Below are 25,504 nucleotides of genomic sequence, written 5' to 3' on the forward strand. Positions count from 1 at the left end.
GTCGTTCATACGTGGCGGCCAAAAGATCACCACGATCAGCCCACCCCCGCAGACTGAAGGCCCGATGCCCCCCACGCTCGCCTCACTCGTCCACCACTCCACGCTGAAACTCACCGTGCGGGCGGGCGAGGACCGCTTGGACGTGCCCGTGCGCTGGGCACATGTCAGCGAGCTCGCCGACCCCGTGCCGTACATGGAGGGCGGGGAACTGCTGCTGATCACCGCGCTGAAGCTGGACGCGGAGGATCCCCAGACCATGCGGCGCTATGTGAAGCGGCTGGTCGGGGCGGGTGTCGTCGGGCTGGGCTTCGCGGTCGGGGTGAACTACGACGAGATCCCCGAGGCGCTCGTCGACGCGGCCGAGGAGGAGGGCCTGCCGCTGCTGGAGGTCCCCCGCCGCACCCCGTTCCTCGCCATCACCAAGGCCGTGTCGGCCGCCATCGCCGCCGACCAGTACCGGGCGGTGACGGCGGGCTTCGCGGCGCAGCGGGAACTGACCAAGCAGGCGCTGAGCGAGGGCCCCGAGGGGCTGCTCGCCGTGCTCGCCGCGCAGGTCGACGGATGGGCGGCGCTCTACGACGCCTCGGGCGCCGTCGTGGCCGCCGCACCGGAGTGGGCCGGCCGCCGGGCCGCGCGGCTCACGGCGGACGTGGAGCGGCTGCGGGACCGGCCGGCCCCGGCCAGCTCGGTGGTCGGTGGCCCCGAGCACGAGGACCGCGTCGAACTGCACACCATCGGCACCGGCCGCCGCCCCCGCGGCGCCCTCGCCGTCGGCACGGCGGCCGCCCTCGGCACCGCCGAGCGGTACGCCCTCCACTCGGCCATCGCCCTGCTCACCCTGACCACCGAACGCTCCCGCTCCCTGCAGGCCGCCGAGCAGCGGATCGGGGCCGCCGTGCTGCGGATGCTGCTCGCCGGTCAGCCGGACCACGCCCGCGCCGTCGCCGGTGATCTGTACGGCGACCTCCTCGACGCGCCCTACCGGATCGTGCTCGCCGAGTGCGCCGCCGGGCACGCGGGCATCACCGAGGCGGTGGAGGCGGCCGCGGCCCGGTCGGGGGAGTCGGTGCTGGTCGTTCCCGAGGGGGAGGGGGAGCGGCTGGTGGTGCTGGCCGCGGACGGGGGCGCGGCGGTCGCGGCGTGCGGGGAGTACGCGGCGGGGCGGGAGGCCGCCCGGGCGGGACAGGAGCCGTCGGCGGGGGAGGAGGACGACCTGGTCATCGGCCTGTCGGCGCCGGCCGGGCCGATCGCGGCGGCCGCCGCGTACAAGCAGGCAGAGCAGGCGCTGTCGGTGGCCCGCCGCCGGGGCCGGGTGCTGGTCGAGCACGAGCGGCTGGCGGCGGGGTCGGTCCTGCCGCTGCTCGCCGACGACGCGGTCCGCGCCTTCGCGGACGGCCTGCTGCGCGCGCTGCACGAGCACGACGCCACCGGCCGGGGGGACCTGGTCGCCTCCCTGCGGGCCTGGCTGTCCCGGCACGGCCAGTGGGACGCGGCCGCCGCCGACCTCGGCGTCCACCGGCACACCCTGCGCTACCGGATGCGGCGCGTGGAGGAGATCCTCGGGCGGTCGCTGGACGATCCGGACGTGCGGATGGAGCTGTGGCTGGCCCTGAAGGCGACGTCGGCGGAGTAGGCGTCTCTTGTTGGCGCAGCGAGGAGGCCAAAGCGGTGCACCCCCGCCCTCCACTGCTACGAATCGGACAACCGCACTACCCGCCCCGCACCCCTACCGTGGACCGGGAACGCCGAACTTCAAGCACACCTCTACGCGGAAGGGGCCGGGACTCATGACCCCCACCCACGCCTTCTGGCTCGCCGGCCGTCAGGCCACCGGCCAGGACACCTTCGACGTCACCTCCCCGTGGGACGGCCGGCTCGTCGGCAAGGTCAGCGTGCCCACCGACGCCCAGGTCGAGGAAGCCGTGGCCGCCGCGTACGCCGTACGGGACGCCTTCGCCGCGACTCCCGCCCATGTCCGCGCCGCCGCCCTCGACCACGTCAGCAGGCGACTGGTCGAGCGCACCGAGGAGATCGCCCAGCTGATCTCCGCCGAGAACGGCAAGCCGATCAAGTGGGCGCGCGGCGAGGTCGGCCGCGCGGTGTCCGTCTTCCGCTTCGCCGCCGAGGAGGCCCGCCGCTTCAACGGCGGCGAGGCCCAGCGCCTCGACACCGACGCCGGCGGCCAGGGCCGGCTCGCCCTGACCCGGCGCTTCCCGAAGGGCGTCGTCCTCGGCATCGCGCCCTTCAACTTCCCGCTCAACCTGTGCGCCCACAAGGTCGCCCCGGCCATCGCCGCCGGCGCGCCGATCATCCTCAAGCCCGCGCCCGCCACCCCGCTGTCCGGCCTGGTCATCGGTGACCTGCTCGCCGAGACGGACCTCCCGGCAGGCTCCTGGAGCATCCTCCCGGTCCCGAACGAGGCCATGCCCGCCCTCGTCCAGGACGAGCGCCTGCCGGTCATCTCCTTCACCGGTTCCGAGAAGGTCGGCTATGCGATCATGGACTCGGTGCCGCGCAAGCACTGCACGCTGGAGCTGGGCGGCAACGGCGCGGCCGTCGTCCTCGCCGACTACGCGAGCGACGAGGACCTTGACTGGGCGGCGAACCGCATCGCCACCTTCTCCAACTACCAGGGCGGCCAGTCCTGCATCTCGGTGCAGCGCGTGATCGCCGACGCGTCGCTGTACGACCGTCTCCTCCCGCGCATCGTCGCCGCCGTCGAGGCGCAGGTCACCGGCGACCCCTCCGACCCCACGACGGACGTCGGCCCGCTGGTCAGCGAGGACGCCGCCCAGCGCGTCGAGTCCTGGGTCGACGAGGCGGTCCAGGCGGGCGCCAAGCTGCTCACCGGCGGCAAGCGCGACGGCGCCTCGTACGCGCCGACCGTCCTCACCGACGTACCGGCCGATGTCACGATCGCCTGCGAGGAGGTCTTCGGCCCGGTCCTGACGGTGCAGAAGGTGGACGGCGAGGCCGAGGCCTTCGCCGCCGTCAACGACTCCAAGTACGGCCTCCAGGCGGGCGTCTTCACGCACGACGTCCAGGCCGCCTTCCGCGCGCACCGCGCCCTGGAGGTCGGCGGCGTGATCGTCGGCGACGTTCCCTCCTACCGCGCCGACCAGATGCCGTACGGCGGCGCCAAGCAGTCGGGCGTGGGCCGCGAGGGCGTCCGCTTCGCGATGGACGACTACACCTACGAGCGCGTCCTGGTCCTCACCGGCCTGGCGCTCTGACACCTCCCAAGGTCCAACGGCCGGAGCCCACTGTGCGGGGGCTCCGGCCGTTGTCGTATGTCTGCGCTCTCACCTGCGGCAACTGGCGCAGGCGATGGGCTCGCCGGTGCGGCCCCGAGAGCCGGGGTCAGCGCTGGGTCTCGCCGAGAGCGGCGCGGAGCCAGTCGAGCGATCCGGTCTTCAGGACAGCATCCGCCAGGGCCTGACCCGCCTTCGTGACGATCCGGCCCCGGCTGTTGTCGATCCACCGCTGAGCGTTCTCGTAGCCCTGCGCCCTGTATTCGATGCCCTGGAGCATGCACTCCAGCTTGTCGGCGTCCCGGGCGCAGACCGCCTCGGGTGACTCCTTGGCCTCGTACTCGGCGATCACCTCGGTGACCACCTGGGCCAAGCCCTCGGGGAACGCTGCCACCTGGTCGGCGACGATGTCCCGAGGGTCGGCCTCGCTCTCGGTGTACTTCTTCCCGAGGTGGTTGACGTCACCGGTGCGGGTCTCGCCGGTGTCGTGCCGGACGGCGAGGAACGCCGCCCTGGCGGGGTCAGCGCCTTCCACCTTGGCGATCACCGAGGCGATCAGCGAGGTGCGCCGCAGCGCCGTTGCCCGCGCCACTTGGTCGGCGCTGTAGCAGCGGTAGCCCGATGCCGGGTCGACCTCGGCAGGACGCAGCAGCCCCGAGTCGGCGTAGAACCGCAACGCCGACGCCTCTGTCACATGGGAACCATTTTCAGGTAGGCTCTCCCGTGACGCGAGCTCGTCGTCCCGAAGGGGCCCGGCACCGATGCCTTCCGGTGCCGGGCCCCTTCCCTGTGTCGGCCTGGTCCGGACCCTCAACCGGAGAAGCCGACATGCGCCAGCCGCAGAGGGCCGCGCAGTCTGAGGTGGACGTCGTGGACGCCGGTGACGGTGATGTCGGCGGACACGGTCGTGTAGTCGTACGGGCCCGGGGTCGGCGTGCCCAGCGTGACCGTCGCCAGCGTCGCACCCCCGTCGAGGGACAGCTCGACCCTGCCCTCGCCCGCCACCTGCACCGTCACCTCGGTGACCCCGGTGCCGAAGTCACAGGCGCGATACACGAGTTCGCCGCTGCCGCCGTCCACCGGCGTCACCGCGTCGCCCGACGTCTTCGTGCGGTCGACGATCTCCGTGCCGCTCTGCTCGTCGAAGTCCGCCGCCTCCAGGCCGCGTCGGACGACGGCACGCGGCGTCGCGGGCTCGCCGTCGAGTGTCACGGTCGTCCGCAGGCGGATGTCCTCGCTGGAGGCGCCGATCAGGATGTCGTACGCGCCCGGTTCCAGGCGCCACCTGCCATGGGCCACGTCCCAGACCGACAGGGAACGAAGTGGGATTCGGAAGGTGAGCTCCTCGCTCGCGCCGGGGCGCAGCGTCACTCGCCGGTGGTCGAGCAGTTCGCGGCGTGGGCGGACCACCGACGGGTCGGCGGCGTGGCCGTACACCTGGGTCACCTCGTCGGCGGTCATGTCGCCGGTGTTGGTGACCGTGAAGGAGACGTGCACCGCCTCGCCTTCGACGCGGGCCGCGACATCGGCGTACGAGAAGGACGTGTACGACAGGCCGTGGCCGAAGGGGAACAGCGGTGTCCCCTCGAAGTAGAGGTACGTCTGCCGGCTGCCGATCACGTCGTAGTCGAGGAGGTCGGGCAGGTCGGCGTCGTCGGCGTACCAGGTCTGGGGGAGGCGGCCCGCCGGGGACACGTCGCCCGCCAGGACGCGGGCCAGGGCGGTGCCCGCTGCCTGGCCGCCGTGTGCCGTCCAGAGGACGGCCGGGAGCGGGGTCGTGTCGATCGCGTACGGGTAGGCGGAGACCAGGGCCAGCACCGTGCGCGGGTTCGCGGCCCGGGCGGCGCGCAGCAGGCGTTCCTGGTGCTCGGGCAGGCGCAGCGTCGTACGGTCCTCGGTCTCGCGGCCGTTGATGTGCGGGTCGTTGCCCGCGACGACCACGACCACGTCCGCCCCGGCCGCGGCCCGCGCCACCGCCTCCTCGCCGCGTTCGACGTGGACGACCTCGAAGATCTCCGGGTTCTCCTCGGCAACCTTCACGCCGTCGGCGGCGACACAGACATGGCGACCCGTGCCCAGATGCCGCAGGAGGTGACCGTTCTCATGGGGTTCGAGGTGGAATGTCTCCTGGACCACCCAGCCGCCGGGCTGGTCGGCGGAGGCGCGTACGTAGCCGTCCTCGGCGACGGACAGGTAGCGGCCGTCGGGGGCGCGCAGGGTCAGGACGCCCTCGCCCCAGTCGATGAGGGCGAGTTCGGTGCCGGTGGCGTCGGTGGTCAGGGGCGGCAGGTCGGTGCGGCCCGCGAGGAGGGCCGGGTCGAGGGCGCCCTCGGCGCCGCGCACCTCGTCGGCGGCCTCCGCCGCGGGCACGTGGAGGAACGTACCGGCGGAGGTCCTCAGCCGCACCCGGTCCACGCCCTCCGCGAACTCCACCCGGTCGGCGCCGAACCGCTCGTACAGACCCTCCAGGGGTGTGGACCGGTGCAGGAGCGTGCCGCTGTACCAGTCGAGCTTGCACTCGTCGGCGAGCAGACCGACCACGGCGATCCGGGTGTCCTGCGCGAGCGGCAGCACACCGTCATTCCTGAGCAGGACGACCGCCTGCTCGGCGGCCTCCCGTGCGAGCGCGCGATGCTCCGGCGTGTCGAAGGCGCCGGCCTCCTCGTAGCCGTCGAACTCGCCGAGCCGGAAGCGGACCGAGAGCTGGCGGCGGACGGCGGCGTCGATGTCGGCCTCGGTCACCAGCCCCTCTTCCAGCGCGCCCCGGACCCTCGCGACGATCTGCGAACTGTCGGTGCCGTGGTCGGTGAAGCTGTCCACGCCCGCGAGCAGCGCGGCCGCCGTCGCCTCCTCGTGCGTGTCGAAGTAGTGTTCGGAGTCGACCAGGTTGGAGGGGGCGCCCGCGTCCGAGCAGACCAGCAGGTCCTCGTCGGTCCAGGTGCGCAACTGCTCGCGCAGATACGGCGAGAGGTGGTTCGGGCGGCCGTTGACCAGGTTGTACGCCGGCATCACCCCGGCCACCGCGCCCGCCTCGACGCTCTCGCGGAAGGCGCGCAGGTCGTACTCGTGCAGCACGCGCGGACGGACCGAGCTCGACGCGGTGGAGCGGTCCGTCTCGTTGTTGTGTGCGAGCCAGTGCTTCAGGACGGGGGCCGTACGCCAGTACGTCGGGTGGTCGCCGCGCAGGCCGTGGGTGTAGGCGGTGGCGATCGCCGAGGTGAGCTTCGGGTCCTCGGAGTATCCCTCCTCGTTACGGCCCCACAGCGGGTGGCGCAGCAGGTTCACCGTCGGCGACCAGACGTTGAGGCCGACCCGCTCGTCGCGGGCGCGCATGGCGCGCACCTCCTGGGACACGGCCTCGCCGACCCGTCGTACGAGATCCGGATTCCAGGTGGCGCCGAGGCCGACCGCCTGCGGGAACACCGTCGCGGGGCCCATCCACGCCACGCCGTGCAGCGCCTCCTGGCCGGTGCGGAAGGCCTGGACGCCGAGCCGCTCGACCGCGGGCGCGAACTGGTGCAGGAAGGCGACCTTCTCGTCCAGGGTGAGCCGCGACAGCAGGTCGTCGATGCGCTTCGCGAACGGCAGACGCGGATCGCGGAAAGGCGGCGTAGGCGGCGTTTGTGCGGTCACGTGGGATTCCCCTTGCGATGGAGCGGCGAGGCGCTTTCGAAGCGCTTCGATGCTCATTCGACGGGCGGGTGGGTGTCAAGACACCTTGACGCAACAACTCGGCCTCCCTGCCGACATTTCAAGGCGTGCCGGTACGTGTGCGGGACCTTGGCGGATCCGCCATACCTCGGAGGAATCTTCGAAGCGACCCTTGTGTACCCCCCGGTGTTCACTTAACCTCGCAGCAACATCGAAGCGCTTCGACTACGAGGACTGCCGCCGCGGAGTGCGCATTCCTCCGAGGACCGAAGGCCCGCTTCAGCTCAGCCAGTTCCACTCAAGACACCGCAGCCGACGGCCCCACCGCCGGGTGTCCTGGTGCGCCACGAAGGGTTGACGCAATGACGCCGAACGCCGCTTCCGCCTCCGCCGCCCCGAGCCGGAGAAGCTTCCTCGCCTCCACGGCGGTCGCCGCCGTCGCGGTGGGCGGGGGGATGCCGTTGCTGGCCGCCTGCGGGGGATCGCAGGAGGGCCGGAAGGACGGTACGACCTCCGGGAAGGACGCCCAGAAGATCCTTCCGGCGTTCGTGGCGTCGAGCGTGGTGGCGCCGGACATTCCGGCGAAGAACGGGTCGGCGGCGGGCTTCACCAAGGCGATCGCGACCGCCGACCTGAAGACCTCGGTGCCGAAGAAGCTGGGCAGCGGCGGCAAGCTCACGATCATGTCCCCGTTCTGGGGCACCCCGCCGAAGGGCGACAACCCGTACTACACGGCGATGAACGAGGCCATCGGCGTCCAGGTCACCTGGCAGAACCAGGACGGCGTCACCTACGACCAGAAGCTCGGCGCGGTCCTCGCCGGCAGCAACATCCCCGATGTCGTGGTCGTGCCCGGCTGGAACCTGAACGGCCGGATACCCAGCGCCATCAACGCCAAGTTCGCCGACCTCGGCCCCTACCTGTCCGGCGACAAGGTCAAGGACTACCCGAACCTCGCCGCCGTCCCCACCGAGGCCTGGCAGCGCGGCATCTTCGGCGGCCAGCTGCGCGCGATCCCGATGCCCGGCTCGTACGTCACGGACATCGCGCCCCTGTACCGCAAGGACCTCTTCGAGAAGAAGGGCTACAGCGTCCCGAAGAGCCCCGACGAGTTCCTGTCCTGGGCCAAGGAGGCCACCGACGCCAAGTCGAAGGTCTGGGCCTGCGACGACATGAAGTGGTCGGCGTTCAGCATCTTCAGCGTCTACCCGGGCAGCGACAAGGCGCTGTGGTGGAACCTGCGGGACGGCAAGCTGGTCAACCGCGTCGAGACCGAGGAGTACCTGGAAGCCCTGGAGTGGGTCCGGAAGCTGTACGCGGCCGGGGTGGTCCACCCGGACGCGGTCCAGGGCAAGGCCGGAGGCACCGCGGGCAACCGCTTCACCGCCGGGGAGGTGCTGGTCTACAACAACAACATCTCCGACTGGTGGGGCAAGATGGCCGAACAGCGCACCCAGAACCCGGAGTTCGAGGCGGCCGCGTTCGACATCTTCGGCGCCGACGGCGGCGACCCCTCGCTGTGGGCGAACCAGCCGGCCAACATCTTCACCTTCGTGAGCAAGAACGCGACGGAGCAGCAGATCAAGGACTTCCTCGCCGTCTGCAACTACTGCGCCGCGCCGTACGGCACCAAGGAGTTCATGCTCACCGCCTACGGCGTCGAGGGCACCGACTACGACATGAAGGACGGTCTGCCGGTCAAGACCGAGCAGGGCGTCAACGAGGTCAACGGCGCCTTCGACTACACCGGCAACCCCGCCCCGTACATCGCCTACCCCGACTTCCCGGACGTCACCAGGGGCATGGTCGAGTGGCAGCAGCGCATGGGCGCCTTCACCAAGAAGACCTCCTTCTTCGGGCTCACCATCACCGAGCCCAGCCGCTGGAGCAACCTCGCCGACAACTTCGAGCAGTTGGAGGACGACGTCGTGCGCGGCCGCAAGAAGATCAGCGATGTGCAGCAGGCCGTGTCCGACTGGAAGAGCAAGGGTGGCGACGGCCTGCGCGACTGGTACCAGAAGCTGCTCGACGACTCCGGCTCGGCGAACTGACCCGGGACCGACGCAAGGAGAAGGCCGTGTCCCACAGCACGGTGCCTCGGAGCAGGTCCGAGGCGAAGACCGAGAAGACTCCGGCGGCGTCCGGCGGCGCCGCCGGACGCCGGTCCAGGGGCGGGAAACAGCCCGGGCGGTCGGGAAAACTGGGTTTCGGGCTCAGATTCCGGCGTGACCGCACACTGCTGCTGATGACACTGCCGGCGGTGCTGCTGGTCCTGGTCTTCAACTACGTACCGATCCTCGGCAATGTGGTCGCCTTCCAGGACTACGACCCCTACCTCAGCGAGAACGGCTTCGTCGCCATCCTCGAAAGCCCCTGGATCGGCTTCGAGCAGTTCGAGCGGATCTTCGGGGACACGGCCTTCTGGCACGCGGTGCAGAACACCTTCGTGTTCTTCTTCCTCCAGCTCGTGCTCTACTTCCCGATCCCCATCCTGCTCGCGCTGCTCATCAACAGCGTGGTCAGGCCCCGGGTCCGGGCGATCGCCCAGGCGGTCATGTACCTCCCGCACTTCTTCTCCTGGGTCCTCGTCGTCACGGTCTTCATGCAGATCTTCGGCGGCGCGGGCATCATCGCGCAGACCCTCCGCCAGCACGGCTACGAGGGCTTCGACCTGATGACCAACCCGGAGCTGTTCAAGTACCTGGTCACCTTCGAGATCATCTGGAAGGACGCGGGCTGGGGCATCATCGTCTTCCTCGCCGCGCTCTCGTCCGTCTCCAACGACCTGTACGAGGCCGCCGCCATGGACGGCGCGGGGCGCTGGCGGCGCATGTGGCACATCACCCTGCCCGCCCTGCGCCCGGTGATCGCCCTGCTGCTGGTGCTGCGCGTCGGAGACGCCCTCAGCGTCGGCTTCGAGCAGTTCCTGCTCCAACGACAGGCGGTGGGAGTCGACGCGTCCGACGTCCTCGACACCTATGTGTGGTGGAACGGCATCCGCAACCAGGACTTCAGTTATGCCGCCGCAGCCGGCCTCATCAAGGGCGTGGTGGGCCTGGCGCTGGTGCTGACCGCGAACAAGGTCGCCCATCTGATGGGTGAGCAGGGGGTGTACAAGAAATGAGCGCCGTCCTCGACAAACGGGCCGACGACACGCCGCGCGTCAGGAAGCCCAACCCCTGGGCGGCACCGCCCCGGCCGGTCTGGGAGGAGGAGCCGTCCAAGGCCGGACTGGCGGGCAAGGGCCTCGTCCTGGGGATCGCCTGCTTCGCGATTCTCTTCCCCCTGTGGATCGTCATCGTCACCAGCCTCCAGTCGAAGAAGACCATCGACGAGGCAGGCGGTCTGGTGGTGATCCCGAAGGGCATCACCTTCGTCGCCTACCAGGAACTCCTCGGCGGTGGCCAGGTACAGAAGGCCGCGCTGGTCAGCGTCGGGGTCACGGTGGTCGGCACGCTGTTCAGCATGACGGTGTCCGTGCTGTGCGCCTACGGCCTCTCCCGCAGCGGCTCGCTCGGTCACCGCTGGATCCTGATGACGCTGCTGGCCACCATGTTCTTCGGGGCGGGCCTCATCCCGACCTACCTGCTGGTGCAGGCGCTCGGACTGATGGACACCTATCTCGCGCTGATCCTGCCCAGCGCGGTGAGCGTGTTCAACATCCTGGTCCTGCGGGCCTTCTTCATGAACATCTCCCAGGAACTCATCGACAGCGCACGGATCGACGGCGCGGGCGACTGGCGCATCCTGTGGAAGATCGTGCTCCCGCTGTCGCGCGCGGTCCTCGCGGTGATCGCGCTCTTCTACGCCGTGGGCTACTGGAGCGCCTGGTTCAACGCGTCGATCTACCTGACGGACCAGGAGATGATGCCGCTGCAGAACGTGATGATCCAGCTGGTCCAGATGCAGGAACGCCCCGTCGGCCTTCAGACACAGATCAACACAGGTCAACTCTCCCCGATCGCCATCCAGATGGCCGTCATGGTCCTGGCCCTCCTCCCGGTCGCCGTCCTCTCTCCCTTCGTCCAGCGGCACTTCAAGAAGGGCATGCTCACGGGAGCGGTCAAGGGCTGAAGCCCGAGCTGGTGGGGTGCGGGGGGCTTCCGCTGTCCTTTGGCTGTCGGCACGTTGTGGCTTGTCGCGCAGTTCCCCGCGCCCCTGAGGGCGTTCTCCGTCCCCCACATTCGTAGCGAGGTATGTCATGCACATGTTCCAGCCCAGTAGGCGCGCCGTTCTTGCCGGGGTCGCCGCCGGTGCCGCGCTCACCGCTGTTCCCGGCATGGGAATCTCGGCCGCCCACGCAGCGACCGCCCCCACCTACCGCTGGCGCAACGCCGTCATCGGCGGCACCGGATTCATCACCGGCGTCCTCTTCCACCCCTCCGTGCGCGGCCTCGCCTACGCGCGCACGGACATCGGGGGCGCGTACCGGTGGGACGACCGCGCCGCACGCTGGACGCCGCTCACCGACCACCTCGGCTGGGACGACTGGAACCTCCTCGGGGTCGAGGCGATGGCCGTCGACCCCGCTCACCGCAACCGCCTCTACCTCGCCCTCGGCACCTACACCCAGTCCTGGGCCGGGAACGGCGCGATCCTGCGTTCCGAGGACCGCGGCGCCACCTGGACCCGTACCGACCTCACCGTGAAGCTCGGCGCCAACGAGGACGGCCGGGGCACCGGCGAGCGGCTGCTCGTGGATCCGCGCGACAGCGACACCCTGTGGCTCGGCACCCGGCACGACGGACTGCTCAAGTCCACCGACCGGGGCGCCACCTGGGCACCGGCGACCGGCTTCCCGGCCACGCCGAGCGCCACCGGGCAGGGCGTCACCCTCCTCGTCGCCGCCGGGCGGGCCGTCTACGCAGGCTGGGGCGACGGCGACGGCACCTCCGCCAACCTGTACCGCACCACCGACGGCAGCACCTGGACGGCCGTACCCGGTCAGCCCACCGGCGCGCACGCCAAGGTCCCGATCCGCGCCGCCTACGACTGCCACACCCGCGCGCTGTACGTGACGTACGCCAACGCCCCCGGCCCCAACGGCCAGTCCGACGGCAGCGTGCACCGGCTCACGACGGCGTCCGGCACCTGGACCGACGTCACCCCGGTGAAGCCCGGCGGGACCGCCGCCGACGGCTCCACCGACACCTTCGGCTACGGCGGCGTCGCCGTCGACGCCCGCCGCCCCGGCACCGTCGTGGTGTCCACGAACAACCGGTGGGCCGCCGTCGACACCCTCTACCGGTCCACCGACGGCGGGCGCAGCTGGACCTCACTGAAGGACACCGCTGTGTTCGACGTGTCCGAGACCCCCTTCCTCAAGTGGGGCGGGGACCAGCCCAAGTTCGGCTGGTGGATCCAGGCGCTCGCCGTCGACCCGTACGACTCGAAGCACATCGTCTACGGCACCGGCGCCACCCTCTACGGCACGCGGGACCTGAGGCGCTGGGCCCCGCAGATCCGCGGCCTGGAGGAGACGGCCGTGCGCCAGCTGATCTCGCCCCCGGCCGGAGAGGCGCACCTGATCAGCGGACTCGGGGACATCGGCGTGATGTACCACGAGCGGCTCACGGCGTCTCCGTCGCGCGGCATGGCGACGAACCCCGTGTTCGGGTCGGCGACGGGACTCGCGCAGGCCGCGGCCAGACCGTCGTACGTCGTGCGGGCCGGCTGGGGCGACCACGGCAACGGCGCCTACTCGAACGACGGCGGGCGGACCTGGGCGCCCTTCAAGGCCCAGCCCGACATCGCCAAGAACGCACCGGGGCCGATCGCCACCAACGCGGACGGCAGCGCGCTGCTGTGGTCCTTCGTGCACTGGGACGGCACGAAGTACGCAACCCACCGATCCGCCGACAACGGCGCGACCTGGTCCGAGGTCTCCTCCTTCCCGAAGGGCGCCACGCCGGTCGCCGACCCGGCCGACCCGACGCTCTTCTACGCGTACGACACCGACACAGGAACGCTGTACGCCAGCACTGACAGTGGCCTCACCTTCACCGAGCGTGCAGGCGGCCTGCCCTCCGGGGACAGCCAGTTCAAGATCGTCGCCGCCCCCGGACGTGGCGGTCACCTGTGGCTCTCCGCCAAGTGGAACGGCCTGTACCGCTCGACCGACGGTGGGGCCACCTTCACCAAGGTCGACAGCTGCTGGGCCTCGTACACCCTCGGCTTCGGCAAGGCCGCCGACGGCGCCAACTACCCGGCGATCTACCAGGTCGGCTCCACCGAGGACCTCACCGCCGTCTACCGCTCCGACGACGAGGCGAGGACCTGGGTGCGGATCAACGACGACCAGCACCAGTGGGGCTGGATCGGCGAGACCATCACCGGCGACCCGCGCGTCTACGGCCGCGTGTACCTGGCCACCAACGGGCGCGGCATCCAGTACGGGGAGCCCGTCTGATGCCGAACCTGACCGACGTCACCCGGGGCCGCCTCCTCTTCGGCGGCGACTACAACCCCGAGCAGTGGCCCGAGGAGACCTGGCCCGACGACGTACGCCTGATGAAGGCCGCCGGCGTCAACTCCGTCACCCTCGGCGTCTTCTCCTGGTCCGAGCTCGAACCGGCCCCGGGCGAGCGCAACTTCGGCTGGCTCGACCGCCTGATGGACCTCCTGCACGAGGGCGGTATCGGCGTCGTCCTGGCCACCCCCACCGCCTCCCCGCCCCCCTGGCTGGGCCGGCTGCACCCCGACACCCTGCCCCGCGACGCCGACGGCCGGGTCGAACTCTGGGGCGGCCGCCAGCACTTCTCCCACTCCAGTGCCACCTACCGCCGCCACGCCGCCGCCATCACCGAGGACCTGGCCGCCCGCTACGGCGGCCACCCCGCCCTCACCATGTGGCACATCAACAACGAGTACTGCACCTTCGACTACGGCGACGAGGCCGCCGAACGCTTCCGAAACTGGCTGAAGGACCGATACGGCACCCTCGACGCCCTCAACAGCGCCTGGGGCACCGCCTTCTGGAGCCAGCGCTACGACACCTGGACCGGCATCCTGCCGCCACGTCACGCCCACTACATGAAGAACCCCACCCAGCTCCTCGACTTCCGGCGCTTCACCTCCGACATGCTCCTGGAGTGCTACGCCGCCGAGCGCGACATCGTCCGCTGCCACACCCCGCACATCCCCGTGACCAGCAACTTCATGCCGCTGTGGATCGGCCAGGACGCCTGGCGCTGGGCCGAGGAGGAGGACGTCGTCTCCGTCGACCTCTACCCGGACCCGCGCGACCCGCTCGGCGCACAACAAGGCGCGCTGATCCAGGACATGACCCGCTCCCAGGCCCGCGGCCCCTGGATGCTCATGGAGCAGGCCGCCGGTCCCGTCAACTGGCGCGGCGTGAACCACCCCAAGCCCCGCGGCCTGAACCGCCTGTGGTCCCTGCAGGCCGTGGCCCGGGGCGCGGACGCCGTCTGCTACTTCCAGTGGCGGCAGTCCCGGCAGGGGGCGGAGAAGTTCCACTCCGGCATGGTGAGTCACGCGGGGGAGCAGGGACGGACGTACCAGGAGGTCAAGCAGCTCGGCGCGGAGCTGGCGAAGATCTCGCAGGAAGTGACAGGCCGTCACATCAGCGCCGACGTCGCCGTCCTGCACGACTGGCACGCCTGGTGGGCCGGTGTCCAGGACGGCCGCCTGTCCACCGAGGTGGACCACCCGGCCGTACTCCGCGCCTGGCACCGTGCCCTGTGGGAGGCCCACCTCACCACCGACTTCGCGCACCCCGAGCACGACCTGACCGGCTACCGCCTGGTCGTCGCCCCCCAGCTCTACCTCCTCACGGACACGGCGATCGACAACCTCATCTCGTACGTCCGCCAAGGCGGCACCCTCGTCTGCGGCTTCCTCACCGGCGTCGCCGACGAGGACGACCGGGTACGCCCCGGCGGCATGGACGCCCGGCTGCGCGAGCTGTTCGGGATCCGCACCCTGCACGAGTGGTGGCCGCTGGACGCGGGGGAGGCGGTCGCCTGCGACGGCTTCGACGGCACTCTGTGGTCGGAGGAGATCGAGGCGGAGCCGTCGGTCACCGAGACGGTCCCGTACAAGGGCGGCGAGCTGGACGGCCTCCCCGCCGTCCTCCGCAAGGACCGCGCCTGGTACGTCTCGACCCTCCCGGAGCCGGACGCCCTGCGCGAGCTGCTCACCCGGATCGCCGCCGACGCGCAGGTGCGCCCCGTGCTCGACGGACTGCCCACCACCGTGGAGGCCGTACGCCGGGGTGATCTCCTCTTCGTGCTCAACCACGGGCGCGAGCCGGTCACCGTCCCCGTGCCGGGCACCCATCACGACCTGCTCGGCGATACCACCGTCCAGGACGAGGTCCGCCTGGACCGCTACGGAGTGGCGGTGCTGAAGCCATGACACAGCCGGGCCCCGTCCACGGCACCTGGGAGCCGCACCCGGCCGCCCGCTGGGAGGACGCCTTCCTGAGCGGCAACGGCCACCACGGCATCCTTGTGTTCGGCGATCCGAACGACGACCGTGTCATCGTCACCCATCACACCCTCGTCCGCCCCAACGGCTCCGAGCACGCCCGCCCTCCTCAGCTGGCCGAGGAACTCCCCACCCTCCAGGACCGGTTGCTCGCCGGTGACCTCGCCGCGGCGGAGGGCTTCACGGACGGGCGGCCGACCCAGTGGGTGCAGCCCTTCCATCCGGCCTTCCAGATCCGGCTGAAGCGCCGAACCGGGGAGGCGACCGACTACCGGCGACAAGTCGACTTCGCCACCGGCGAGGTGACCGCCCACACCTCCGACTGGACCAGCCGCGTCTTCGTCTCCCGCGCCGACGACGTGATCGTCCACGAGATCACGTCCCCCGGCCCGACCCTGGACATCCACCAGGACCACCAACTCCCCAACGCCCCCACCGGCCTCGCCCTCAGCCACGGCTCCCTCCTCACCCCCGAAGGCGCCGCCCTCACGCTCCGCGCCCACTACCCCGACAGCGACCGCGCGTACACCGGCCTCACCCTCGTCGCGGTCACCGGCGGCAGCACCACCCTCACCCCACCCGGCGTCCACATCGAGGGCGCCGCCTCCGTCCTGCTCCTCACCCGCACCAGACGCCACACCGCCGAGCTGGACGTCGTGGCGGAGACCCGGGCACTGCGCGAGCTCATACGGCCGTACGACGGCCTGCTCGCCCGGCATCTCGCCCACCACCGCACCGCCTACACCCGCGTCACCCTCGATCTCGCCGCCGACCCGGCCGAACGCGCCCTGCCCGGCTCCGCGTTGCTCAAAAACCCCCAGAGCCCGGCTCTCCTCGAACGCCTCTTCGCCGCGGGCCGCTACCACCTGCTCTCCTCCAGCGGCCTGCGACCACCCCGCCTCCCCGGCCTGTGGACCGGCGACTGGAACACCGCCTGGTCCGGCGCCCTCACCACCAACGCCAACCTCAACCTCCAGACGGCGTCCGCGGCCTGCGCCGCCCTCCCCGAAGTCACCGAGGCCCTGGCCTCCCTGATCCACGGGCAACTGCCGCACTGGCGCGACAACGCCCGCACGGTCTTCGGCGCCCGGGGCATCGTCGCGCCCACCCACACCGACGGCGAGTCCGGGCACGCGTACCACTTCTCCCGCGCATACCCCCTGCACCTGTGGACCGCGGGCGCCGACTGGCTGCTCAAACCCCTCGTCGACCACGACGAGACCCGCGGCGAACGCGACCCCCGCACCGCCGCCGCCCTCGCCGAACTCGCCCGGTTCTACGAGGACTTCCTCACCCGCACGGACGCCGACGGCCACCTGGTCGTCGTCCCCTCCTACTCACCCGAGAACCGCCCCGCGAACGCGAGTTGGGGCGCGATCAACGCGGCCATGGACCTCTCCGCCGCCCGGCACGCCCTGCGCACGGCGGCCGCGTACCACCCGGAGACCCCGGACGCCGACCGCTGGCGCGCCCTCGCCGACCGTCTCCCGCCCCACCGGATCAACGCCGACGGAGCGCTCGCCGAATGGGCCTGGCCGGGCCTGGAGGACTCGTACGACCACCGGCACCTCAGCCACCTCTACGGCGTCTGGCCGCTGGACGAGATCAACCCGTACGACACCCCGGACCTCGCGGCCGCCGCCCACCGCGCGCTCGAACTGCGCGGCGCCGAGAACGACTCCGCGCACGGTCATCTGCACCACGCCCTGGTCGCCGCCCGCCTCCGGGACGGCGAACGGGTCGCCCACGCGCTCGGCCAGGTGCTCGCGGGCGACTACTTCCACGCGTCCCTGATGAGCGCGCACTACCCCCACCGGGACGTCTACAACGCGGACGCCGCGCACGCCCTCCCGGCCGTGCTGATCGAGATGCTGATCCAGTCCACCCCCGACCGCCTGGTCCTGCTCCCCGCGCTCCCGTCGGCCCTGCCGCACGGCCGCCTCCGGGGCATCCGCACCCGCTTCGGGGCGGAGGCCGACCTCACCTGGAGCCCGGACGGCGTCACAGCGCGGCTCCGCCCCACCCGCACCCACCGCATCGAAGTCAGGACTTCCTCCGGCGACGCACGGCCGCTCGACCTCGTCGCCGGAGAAGACCACGTCCTCACGCTGAGGGCGTGGTAATCCCCCGCAATTCCCCCCACCCATGGAAGGGACACCATGGCAACACGCACCCTGAGCAGAATCACCAAGGCCCTGCTCGCCCCCGCGCTCGCACTCGGCGCCACCGTCGGCCTCGCCTCCGCCCCGGCCCATGCCGCCGTCTGGAACTCCTGCGACCAGTGGGGCAACACCAGCCTGAACGGCTACACGCTCTACAACAACATCTGGGGCCAGGGCGCCGGCAGCCAGTGCATCTGGGCCAACTCCGGGACCAACTGGGGCGCCTGGGCCAACCACCCCAACACCGGCGGCATCAAGTCCTACCCCAACGCCAAAAAGGTGATCAACAAGTCGATCACCTCCCTGGGCTCGCTGAACAGCAGCTACAACGTCACGGTCCCGTCCGCGGGTTCGTACAACACCTCGTACGACGTCTGGGACACGGACTACGACTACGAGATCATGCTCTGGGTCAACTACCACGGTGCCGTCGGTGCGCTCGGCTCGTACCAGGGCAACGCGACGCTCGGCGGTCACAACTGGAACGTCTACAAGGGCCGGGTCTACCGGGCCGACGGCACGTACTGGGACGTCTTCTCGTTCCTGCGCACGTCCGACTCCAACTCCGGCACCGTCCAGATCCTGCCCATCCTGAAGTGGATCAAGGACACCAAGCGCTGGATGGGCAACGAGACCATCGGGGACGTGCAGTTCGGCTTCGAGATCACCTCGTCCTCCGGCGGCCTGGACTTCCGCACCAACAACCTGACGGTCAGCAGCAGCTGACCGGCGACCAGGCCTCGGTCGGCCGTGCCGTCAGGCGCGGTCGACCTCGGCCCGCAGGGCGTTGTAGTCCGCGAAGGCCGACTCGACGTCGGCGCGGGTCAGGCCGTAGCGGGACAGGTCGTAGCGGTGGGGGCGGGTGCCCTTGGGGCGGTCCGTGACCTCGGGGAGCCGGGCGGCCTCCGCCTCGGTCCAGCGGGCGCCGACGGCGGCGTAGAGCTTCGGGGCGCCGACGGCGGGGTCGGACCCGAGCCAGGAGTACGGGACGTCCACCAGGGCCTCTCGCGGCATGGCGGCACGGGACGCCAGGCCGCGCGCCGCCGAGCGGCTCAGCAGTTCGAGCCAGGTGGCGCCGATGCCGTGCAGGTCGACGGGGCGGGTGCTGAGGACCATGCCGTGCTCGATCAGGCTGCAGAACGATGCCATGACGGTGGCCGGGTCGCGGTGGGTCCACACGATCGTGGCGTCCGGGAAGACCGTGCGCAGCGCGTCGAGGTTCTCCAGGTGCATGGGGGACTTCAGGATCCAGCGGCGGCGCGGGCGGCCGTACTGAAGGACCTGGTAGACCTGCTTGAGGTGGCGGTAGTCGGGCACGAAGTCCCGCTCGTAGTGCCAGGCCTGGTACTCGGGTATGCGGGCCGAGGACAGCGGCATCAGGGCGTGCGGGAGGGCGAAGGTGCACTCCTCGGGACCCTCGGCGACCAGGGGATGGATGTCGCGGAAGCGCGGGGCGAACAGATTGGTTCCCTGGACCAGGTGACGCGCAGGCGCCGTCGCCTTGCGCCGTCGGCCGGGCGGTACCTCCAGGCCGGGCGTGAGCAGCTCCCACAGCAGGGGGCTGCGGTGCTCGTCCGAGAGGGACAGCACGCCGTGGGTGAGTGTCGTCGCGGTGCGCGGCAGGCCCACCACGAACACCGGCTTCTCGACCGGCTCCTGCTCGATCGCGGGACACTCGGCGATCAGCCGCCGGATCCGGGCCCGGTTGGCGAGATGCCTGCGGACGTGGGTCTGCGCGGACTGCCAGCCGACCGGAGTGAGGTTCTCGGCCTTGGCCCAACAGCGCAGCAGGAACCGGAAGTCGTCGACGAACCGCTGATCCCCCTCCGCCTGCCCGGCCTTGGCGACGAGCCGGTCGAAGACCCGGTCGGGCACGCGCCGGGAGCCGAACCCCGGCCGGAGCAGCAGATCGGCCAGGGCGAGGGGGAGCGGAGCGGAGGACATCGGGGACGGCTTCCCTTCGTGGGCGAGACGACGGCAGGTCCGGCGGGGGCGAACGTATCTCATCGAACGGGCTTGCTGTGCCTGTAAGTACACAGGGAGGGCGTGGTCCGGCCCGGTCCGGCCCAGGTGTGAGCGTTGGAGTGGCAAGGCGTTCAGCCGACCCCATGCGCCCGGAGCAGACGGATGCAGTATCTCCGTACGGACCTCGCGGACCGCCAAGCGGCCGATCGCCAGGCGTAGTTGGGTCCGGCGCGAGGTCCCGCCTCCGGCTTCGCCGCCCCGCCGCCACACCAGGACATACGACCGCCCGTCCGGCACCCGCATCCCCAGCGCCACCCACTCGTCCGTCCACCCCGGCAGCCCCAGCGGCCAGAACGGCACCGCCCGGGCGAGATCGCCCCGGATCGACTTGCTGGGTGACGGCCAGTGTGGCGCCGTCCCGCGGGAAGAAGGCCTCCGGCGGCAGCGCGGCCGCGACCGGGCACTCCAGCAAGGTGACGTTCGGCAACGCGACCGCGTGGGTGCCGACCATCGACCGGATCGAGCTGGGCCGGGTCGTCGGATAGGCGTTCTCTGCGAGGGCCTTGGCCGCCGGGACCTCCCGGCGGCCAAGGCCGCCGCTACTCGGCGACCGGCAGCGAGGCCCCGTCCCGCAGGAACAGCGGGATCCGGTCCAGCGGCGCGTCGACCGTCACCCGCGTCCCGCCCTCGTACGCCTCACCGGTCCACGCGTCCGTCCAGCTCGCGCCCGCCGGAAGGTACGCCGTCCGGGCCGTCGCGCCCGCCGTCAGCACCGGCGCCACCAGCAGATCCCGGCCGAGGAGATAGGCGTCGTCCACCGACCAGGCCGCCTGGTCCTCCGGGAACTCCAGGAACAGCGGCCGCATCACCGGCAGCCCCTCCTCGTGGGCCTCCCGCATGACATCGAGGACGTAGGGCTTCAGGCGCTCGCGCAGCCGCAGGTACTTCTCCAGGATCGCGCCGGCCTCCTCGCCGTACGACCACACCTCGTTCGGGCCGCCGGTCATCTGCGGGCCGAGCGGCATGCCCGGGTCGCGGAAGCCGTGCAGGCGCATCAGCGGGGACAGCGCGCCGAACTGGAACCAGCGGACCATCACCTCCCGGTACGCCGGGTCGTCCGGGTCGCCGCCGTGGAAGCCGCCGATGTCCGTGTTCCACCAGGGGATGCCGGAGAGCGCGGTGTTGAGACCGGCGGCGATCTGGCGGCGCAGGGTCGGGAAGTCGGTGCCGATGTCCCCGGACCACAGGGCGGCGCCGTAGCGCTGACTGCCCGCCCAGGCCGAGCGGTTGAGGGTGATGATCTCGTCCTCGCCGGACGCCTTGAGGCCTTCGTAGAAGGCGCGGGCGTTGTCCGCCGGGTAGAGGTTGCCGACCTCCAGACCCGGGCCCGCCCAGTAGCGCAGGTTCTCCTGGAAGCCCGGCTTCAGCTCGGGCTCGCAGGCGTCCAGCCAGAAGGCCTTGATGCCGTACGGCTCCAGGTAGTTGGCCTTCACCCGCGACCACACGAACTCCCGGGCGTCCGGGTTCGTGGCGTCGTAGAAGGCGACCTGGACCGTGGACGCCACCTCCTTGTCCGGCCAGTCGGCGTGGGCCAGCGGGCCGTACTGGGTGCCGATGAAGTAGCCGCGCTGCTCCATCAGGGAGTGGTTCTCGGACAGCGGCGAGACCGAGGGCCACACGCTCACCACCAGCCGCACGCCCAGCTCGTCCAGCTCGCGGACCATCGCCGCCGGGTCGGGCCACTCCTTCGGGTCGAACTTCCACTCGCCCAGGTGCGTCCAGTGGAAGAAGTCGCAGACGATCACGTCGAGGGGGAGCCCGCGCCGCTTGTACTCCCGCGCCACGGCGAGGAGTTCGTCCTGGGTGCGGTAGCGCAGCTTGCACTGCCAGAAGCCCGCGGCCCACTCCGGCAGCATCGGCGTCCGGCCCGTGACCGCGCTGTAGCGGCGCTGGGCGTCGGCCGGGGTGCCCGCGGTGATCCAGTAGTCGATCTGGCGGGCGGAGTCGGCGACCCAGCGGGTGCCGTTGTGCGCCAGCTCCACGCGGCCGATCGCCGGGTTGTTCCACAGCAGGGTGTAGCCCCGGCTGGAGGTGAGCACCGGGATGCCCACCTCGGCGTTGCGCTGGACCAGGTCGATGACCAGGCCCTTCTGGTCGAGCCGCCCGTGCTGGTGCTGGCCGAGGCCGTACAGCTGCTCGCCCTCGTAGGCGGCGAAGCGCTGCTCCAGGCGGTGGTGGCCGTTGCCGACGGCGGTGTACAGGCGGGGCCCGGGCCACCAGAAGTGGGCGCGCTCCTCGGCGAGGAGTTCCTCCGAGCCGTCGGTGCGCAGGAAGCGGACGAGCCCCTCGGCGTCGACGTGCACGGTCAGTGCCCCGACCGTCAACTGCGCTTCCCCGTCGCCGATCTTGACCGTGCTCTCGGTGGCCGGGGCCTCGGCCAGGAGCGCGCCGGGCAGTCCGTCCAGGACGGGGCCGCCGAGCCGCGCCCGGACCCGGACCGCGTCCGGCCCCCACGGTTCGATCCGTACGGTCTCCTGGCGGCCGCTCCACTCCAGCCCACCGTCCCGCTCGCGGAACGTGCCGACGGTGGGGGAGGACTGCGCGAGGCTGACCGCGCCTGAAGGGGTCTGGGTTTCGGCAGGCTGATTCACGTGGGGTGCTCCTGGGAGGAGTGCAGACAGGGAGGTGCCCTCGAAGGGCCCTTCAGGGAGTCCGGGTCAGGACCCGGACGGCACCGGGCCCGTGCTCGCACGGACCGTCAGCTCCGGGGGGAGCAGCAGCACTTCCTCGCTGCCGCGCCCGTCCAGCTTGGCGACCAGGTGTTCCACGGCGTGCCGGCCCATCTCCTGCGCCGGGATGGCGACCGACGTCAGCCGCACCGACGCCTGGGCGGCGACCTGGTCCGGGCAGATCGCGACCACCGACACGTCCTCCGGCACGGCCCGGCCCTGCTGGCGCAGCAGCGCGAGCAGCGGTTCGACCGCCGACTCGTTCTGCACGACGAAACCCGTGGTCGCCGGGCGCTCGTCGAAGACCCGGGCGAGCGTGGCCGCCATCGCGTCGTACCCGCCCTCGCACGGCCGGTGCAGCACTCTGAGGCCCAGCTCGCGGGCGCGGCAGCGGAGTCCGTCGAGGGTGCGCTCGGCGAAACCGGTGTGCCGTTCGTACACCGCGGGCGCCTCACCGATGACAGCGATGTCGCGGTGGCCCAGCATCGCGAGATGCTCGACGCACAGCGCGCCGGTCGCCGCGAAGTCGAGGTCCACGCAGGTCAGGCCGGTGGTGTCGGCGGGCAGCCCGATGAGGACGGACGGCTGGTCGGTGCCGCGCAGCAACGGCAGCCGGTCGTCCTCCAGCTCCACGTCCATCAGGATCATCGCGTCGGCGAGCCCACTGCCGGTGACCCGGCGTACCGCGTCGGGGCCCTCCTCGCCGGTGAGCAGCAGGACGTCGTACCCGTGGGTGCGGGCGGTGGTGGCGACGGCGATGGCGATCTCCATCATCACCGGCACGTACATGTCCGTCCGCAGCGGGATCATCAGCGCGATGATGTTGGACCGGCTGCTCGCCAGGGCGCGGGCGCCGGCGTTCGGGTGGTAGCCCAGCTCCCGGATGCTCTGCTCGACCCGCTGCCGGGTGGTCGCGGAGATGGACCGCTTGCCGCTGAGGACATAGCTCACCGTGCTCGCCGAGACTCCGGCGTGCTGGGCGACCTCGGCGAGGGTGACCATCCAGCTCTCCAAGCTTTGTGAAGCGCTTCGACAGTGCGCAGTGCGAACAACGGCGGGTGAGGGTGGTTCGACAGTAGCTCCAGCCGAGGTGGGTGTCCATAGTCAGTCGAAGCGCTTCGACACGGAATCTCGGGCAGTGGACGGCCGGTGCGGTCGCCCGAACGGGCGTACCCGCACCGTTCCCCGGAAGGGCCCCTGGCGCAACGCCTCCGCGGGGCCGAGTTCTGCCGAACCGCTGCGCGCGGGGTGGTGGCCTCGCCCAGGATCGGGTACATACGATCGAGTAGCACCCGTCGGTAACCAAATCGGACCTTGATCCCTCTTCGCGGCGAGGTGAGCCTCATGTCCGCAGCTCCCACCACCCGACCCACCGTCACCGAACGTGAGGCCCGCCAGGTGGCGGAGGCGGCTCGGGAACAACAGTGGCGCAAGCCCAGCTTCGCCAAGGAACTCTTCCTGGGGCGCTTCCGCCTCGACCTCATCCATCCCCACCCCCTGCCCCCCGACGAGGACGCCCAGCGCGGCGAGGAGTTCCTCACCAAGCTGCGCGACTTCTGCGAGACGAAGATCGACCCCGCCCGCATCGAGCGGGACGCCCGGATCCCCGACGAGGTGATCGACGGGCTCAAGGAGCTCGGCGCCCTCGGCATGAAGATCGACACCAAGTACGGCGGCCTGGGCCTGACGCAGGTCTACTACAACAAGGCCCTCGCCCTGGTCGGCTCCGCCAGCCCGGCCGTCGGCGCGCTGCTCAGCGCGCACCAGTCGATCGGCGTACCGCAGCCGCTGAAGCTGTTCGGCACCCAGGAGCAGAAGGACACCTTCCTGCCGCGCTGCGCCCGCACCGACATCTCCGCCTTCCTGCTCACCGAACCGGACGTCGGCTCCGACCCGGCCCGGCTCGCCACCACCGCCGTCCCGGACGGCGACGACTACATCCTCGACGGCGTGAAGCTCTGGACGACCAACGGCGTCATCGCCGACCTTTTGGTCGTGATGGCACGCGTGCCGAAGTCCGAGGGGCACAAGGGCGGCATCACGGCCTTCGTCGTGGAGGCGACCTCGGAAGGCATCACCGTCGAGAACCGCAACGCCTTCATGGGCCTGCGCGGCCTGGAGAACGGCGTCACACGCTTCCACCAGGTCCGCGTCCCGGCCGCCAACCGGATCGGCCCGGAGGGGGCGGGCCTGAAGATCGCCCTCACCACCCTGAACACGGGCCGGCTGTCGCTGCCCGCGATGTGCGTCGGCGCCGGAAAGTGGTGCCTGAAGATCGCCCGTGAGTGGTCGGCCGCCCGGGAGCAGTGGGGCAAGCCGGTCGCCCTGCACGAGGCGGTCGGCTCGAAGATCGCGTTCATCGCGGCCACGACCTTCGCCCTGGAGGCCGTACTGGACCTGTCGTCCCAGATGGCCGACGAGGACCGCAACGACATCCGCATCGAGGCCGCGCTCGCCAAGCTGTACGGCTCCGAGATGGCCTACCTGATGGCCGACGAACTGGTCCAGATCCGCGGCGGCCGCGGCTTCGAGACGGCAGAGTCGCTGCGGGCCCGGGGCGAGCGCGGGGTGCCCGCCGAGCAGATCCTTCGCGACCTGCGGATCAACCGCATCTTCGAGGGCTCGACCGAGATCATGCACCTGCTGATCGCCCGCGAGGCGGTCGACGCCCACCTGACGGTCGCCGGTGATCTCATCGACCCCGGCAAGTCCCTGCAGGACAAGGCGAAGGCGGGCGCGCAGGCGGGTGTCTTCTACGCCAAGTGGCTGCCGAAGCTGGTGGCGGGGCCGGGGCAGCTCCCGTCGTCGTACGGGGAGTTCAAGCACGGCATCGACCTCTCGCCGCATCTGCGGTTCGTCGAACGCGCCTCCCGCAAACTGGCCCGGTCCACCTTCTACGCCATGTCCCGCTGGCAGGGCCGGATGGAGACCAAGCAGGGCTTCCTGGGCCGGATCGTGGACATCGGCGCCGAGCTGTTCGCGATGAGCGCGGCCTGCGTCCGCGCCGAACTGCTGCGCAGCCGGGGCGAGCACGGCCGCGAGGCCTACCAACTCGCCGACGCCTTCTGCCACCAGGCCCGCATCCGCGTCGACGAGCTCTTCGGCCGCCTGTGGACCAACACCGACGAGCTGGACCGCAAGGTGGTCAAGCAGGTCCTGGCGGGCAGCTACGAGTGGCTGGAGCAGGGCATCGTCGACCCCTCGGGTGACGAACCGTGGATCGCGGACGCGACCCCCGGCCCGTCTCCGAAGGAGAACGTGCACCGCCCGATCCGGTGAGATGACTCGCAGGGTGTCC

At 71.1% G+C, this 25,504-nt stretch carries 16 protein-coding genes; 11 read left to right on the plus strand and 5 right to left on the minus strand.

Features of this window, described 5'->3' with window-relative positions:
- The first annotated feature begins 64 nt into the window (after positions 1 to 64).
- Together KWI83_RS21170 and KWI83_RS21175 are read left to right on the plus strand one after the other, a co-directional pair.
- Positions 65 to 1,633, plus strand: coding sequence for a PucR family transcriptional regulator (locus KWI83_RS21170; RefSeq protein ID WP_218515935.1), 1,569 nt, complete (start codon positions 65 to 67; stop codon positions 1,631 to 1,633).
- Between the two features lie 154 nt (positions 1,634 to 1,787).
- Positions 1,788 to 3,233 carry an aldehyde dehydrogenase family protein gene (locus KWI83_RS21175; protein WP_218515936.1) on the plus strand — a complete coding sequence of 482 codons (1,446 nt, stop codon included), beginning with the start codon at positions 1,788 to 1,790 and terminating at the stop codon, positions 3,231 to 3,233.
- 127 nt (positions 3,234 to 3,360) lie between these two features.
- Here the strand turns inward: KWI83_RS21175 and KWI83_RS21180 are convergent, their stop codons facing one another.
- Both KWI83_RS21180 and KWI83_RS21185 read right to left on the minus strand, forming a co-directional pair.
- Complete coding sequence (locus KWI83_RS21180) at positions 3,361 to 3,945, minus strand: HD domain-containing protein (protein ID WP_218515937.1); 585 nt, start codon at positions 3,943 to 3,945, stop codon at positions 3,361 to 3,363.
- A 116-nt stretch (positions 3,946 to 4,061) separates the two neighbouring features.
- Positions 4,062 to 6,884: a glycoside hydrolase family 3 C-terminal domain-containing protein gene (locus KWI83_RS21185; protein ID WP_218515938.1), complete on the minus strand. Its 2,823-nt coding sequence runs from the start codon at positions 6,882 to 6,884 to the stop codon at positions 4,062 to 4,064.
- A gap of 380 nt (positions 6,885 to 7,264) precedes the next feature.
- Between KWI83_RS21185 and KWI83_RS21190 the strand changes: the two genes are divergently transcribed.
- The 7 genes from KWI83_RS21190 (at position 7,265) to KWI83_RS21220 (ending at position 18,238) form a co-directional block, all read left to right on the plus strand.
- A complete protein-coding gene (locus KWI83_RS21190) occupies positions 7,265 to 8,953 on the plus strand; it encodes an extracellular solute-binding protein (protein WP_218515939.1) in 1,689 nt (562 codons plus the stop codon).
- 26 nt (positions 8,954 to 8,979) lie between these two features.
- Complete coding sequence (locus tag KWI83_RS21195) at positions 8,980 to 10,026, plus strand: sugar ABC transporter permease (RefSeq protein ID WP_218515940.1); 1,047 nt, start codon at positions 8,980 to 8,982, stop codon at positions 10,024 to 10,026.
- The gene (locus KWI83_RS21200) at positions 10,023 to 10,976 is read left to right on the plus strand and encodes a carbohydrate ABC transporter permease (RefSeq protein ID WP_218515941.1); all 954 of its coding nucleotides are present in this window, start codon (positions 10,023 to 10,025) and stop codon (positions 10,974 to 10,976) included. The genes KWI83_RS21195 and KWI83_RS21200 overlap by 4 nt, the downstream gene beginning before the upstream one ends.
- A 127-nt stretch (positions 10,977 to 11,103) precedes the next feature.
- Positions 11,104 to 13,311, plus strand: coding sequence for a sialidase family protein (locus tag KWI83_RS21205; RefSeq protein WP_218515942.1), 2,208 nt, complete (start codon positions 11,104 to 11,106; stop codon positions 13,309 to 13,311).
- Positions 13,311 to 15,278, plus strand: a complete 1,968-nt coding sequence (locus KWI83_RS21210; RefSeq protein WP_218515943.1) for a beta-galactosidase — start codon at positions 13,311 to 13,313, stop codon at positions 15,276 to 15,278. Before KWI83_RS21205 ends, KWI83_RS21210 begins: the two co-directional genes overlap by 1 nt.
- The gene (locus KWI83_RS21215) at positions 15,275 to 17,473 is read left to right on the plus strand and encodes a glycoside hydrolase N-terminal domain-containing protein (protein ID WP_218515944.1); all 2,199 of its coding nucleotides are present in this window, start codon (positions 15,275 to 15,277) and stop codon (positions 17,471 to 17,473) included. Before KWI83_RS21210 ends, KWI83_RS21215 begins: the two co-directional genes overlap by 4 nt.
- 36 nt (positions 17,474 to 17,509) lie before the next feature.
- Positions 17,510 to 18,238, plus strand: coding sequence for a hypothetical protein (locus tag KWI83_RS21220; RefSeq protein ID WP_218515945.1), 729 nt, complete (start codon positions 17,510 to 17,512; stop codon positions 18,236 to 18,238).
- A gap of 30 nt (positions 18,239 to 18,268) precedes the next feature.
- On the opposite strand, the gene KWI83_RS21225 is transcribed toward KWI83_RS21220, so the two are convergent.
- Positions 18,269 to 19,456: a sulfotransferase gene (locus tag KWI83_RS21225; RefSeq protein WP_218515946.1), complete on the minus strand. Its 1,188-nt coding sequence runs from the start codon at positions 19,454 to 19,456 to the stop codon at positions 18,269 to 18,271.
- Between the two features lie 416 nt (positions 19,457 to 19,872).
- Here KWI83_RS21225 and KWI83_RS21230 point away from each other — a divergent pair, with 416 nt between their 5' ends.
- A complete protein-coding gene (locus tag KWI83_RS21230) occupies positions 19,873 to 20,022 on the plus strand; it encodes a hypothetical protein (RefSeq protein WP_218515947.1) in 150 nt (49 codons plus the stop codon).
- Positions 20,023 to 20,076: 54 nt separating this feature from the next.
- Here KWI83_RS21230 and KWI83_RS21235 read toward each other — a convergent pair whose 3' ends face one another.
- A complete protein-coding gene (locus KWI83_RS21235; RefSeq protein ID WP_218515948.1) occupies positions 20,077 to 22,128 on the minus strand; it encodes a TIM-barrel domain-containing protein in 2,052 nt (683 codons plus the stop codon).
- Between the two features lie 66 nt (positions 22,129 to 22,194).
- On the minus strand, positions 22,195 to 23,208 hold the full coding sequence (locus tag KWI83_RS21240) for a LacI family DNA-binding transcriptional regulator (protein ID WP_218515949.1): 1,014 nt from the start codon (positions 23,206 to 23,208) through the stop codon (positions 22,195 to 22,197).
- Positions 23,209 to 23,550: 342 nt separating this feature from the next.
- On the opposite strand from KWI83_RS21240, the gene KWI83_RS21245 reads away from it, so the two are divergent.
- Positions 23,551 to 25,485: an acyl-CoA dehydrogenase family protein gene (locus tag KWI83_RS21245; protein ID WP_218515950.1), complete on the plus strand. Its 1,935-nt coding sequence runs from the start codon at positions 23,551 to 23,553 to the stop codon at positions 25,483 to 25,485.
- The last annotated feature ends 19 nt before the right edge of the window (positions 25,486 to 25,504 follow it).

The organism is Streptomyces sp. TRM70350, assembly GCF_019219825.1.
GTDB lineage: Bacteria > Actinomycetota > Actinomycetes > Streptomycetales > Streptomycetaceae > Streptomyces.

What these genes read in the sequence shown, in the direction of transcription:
- KWI83_RS21175 (WP_218515936.1), top strand. Translation starts at nt 1,788, where the DNA reads ATGACCCCCACCCACGCCTTCTGGCTCGCCGGCCGTCAGGCCACCGGC.
- KWI83_RS21190 (WP_218515939.1), top strand. Translation starts at nt 7,265, where the DNA reads ATGACGCCGAACGCCGCTTCCGCCTCCGCCGCCCCGAGCCGGAGAAGC.
- KWI83_RS21225 (WP_218515946.1), bottom strand. Translation starts at nt 19,456, where the DNA reads ATGTCCTCCGCTCCGCTCCCCCTCGCCCTGGCCGATCTGCTGCTCCGG.
- KWI83_RS21210 (WP_218515943.1), top strand. Translation starts at nt 13,311, where the DNA reads ATGCCGAACCTGACCGACGTCACCCGGGGCCGCCTCCTCTTCGGCGGC.
- KWI83_RS21245 (WP_218515950.1), top strand. Translation starts at nt 23,551, where the DNA reads ATGTCCGCAGCTCCCACCACCCGACCCACCGTCACCGAACGTGAGGCC.
- KWI83_RS21205 (WP_218515942.1), top strand. Translation starts at nt 11,104, where the DNA reads ATGCACATGTTCCAGCCCAGTAGGCGCGCCGTTCTTGCCGGGGTCGCC.
- KWI83_RS21200 (WP_218515941.1), top strand. Translation starts at nt 10,023, where the DNA reads ATGAGCGCCGTCCTCGACAAACGGGCCGACGACACGCCGCGCGTCAGG.
- KWI83_RS21240 (WP_218515949.1), bottom strand. Translation starts at nt 23,208, where the DNA reads ATGGTCACCCTCGCCGAGGTCGCCCAGCACGCCGGAGTCTCGGCGAGC.
- KWI83_RS21170 (WP_218515935.1), top strand. Translation starts at nt 65, where the DNA reads ATGCCCCCCACGCTCGCCTCACTCGTCCACCACTCCACGCTGAAACTC.
- KWI83_RS21220 (WP_218515945.1), top strand. Translation starts at nt 17,510, where the DNA reads ATGGCAACACGCACCCTGAGCAGAATCACCAAGGCCCTGCTCGCCCCC.
- KWI83_RS21215 (WP_218515944.1), top strand. Translation starts at nt 15,275, where the DNA reads ATGACACAGCCGGGCCCCGTCCACGGCACCTGGGAGCCGCACCCGGCC.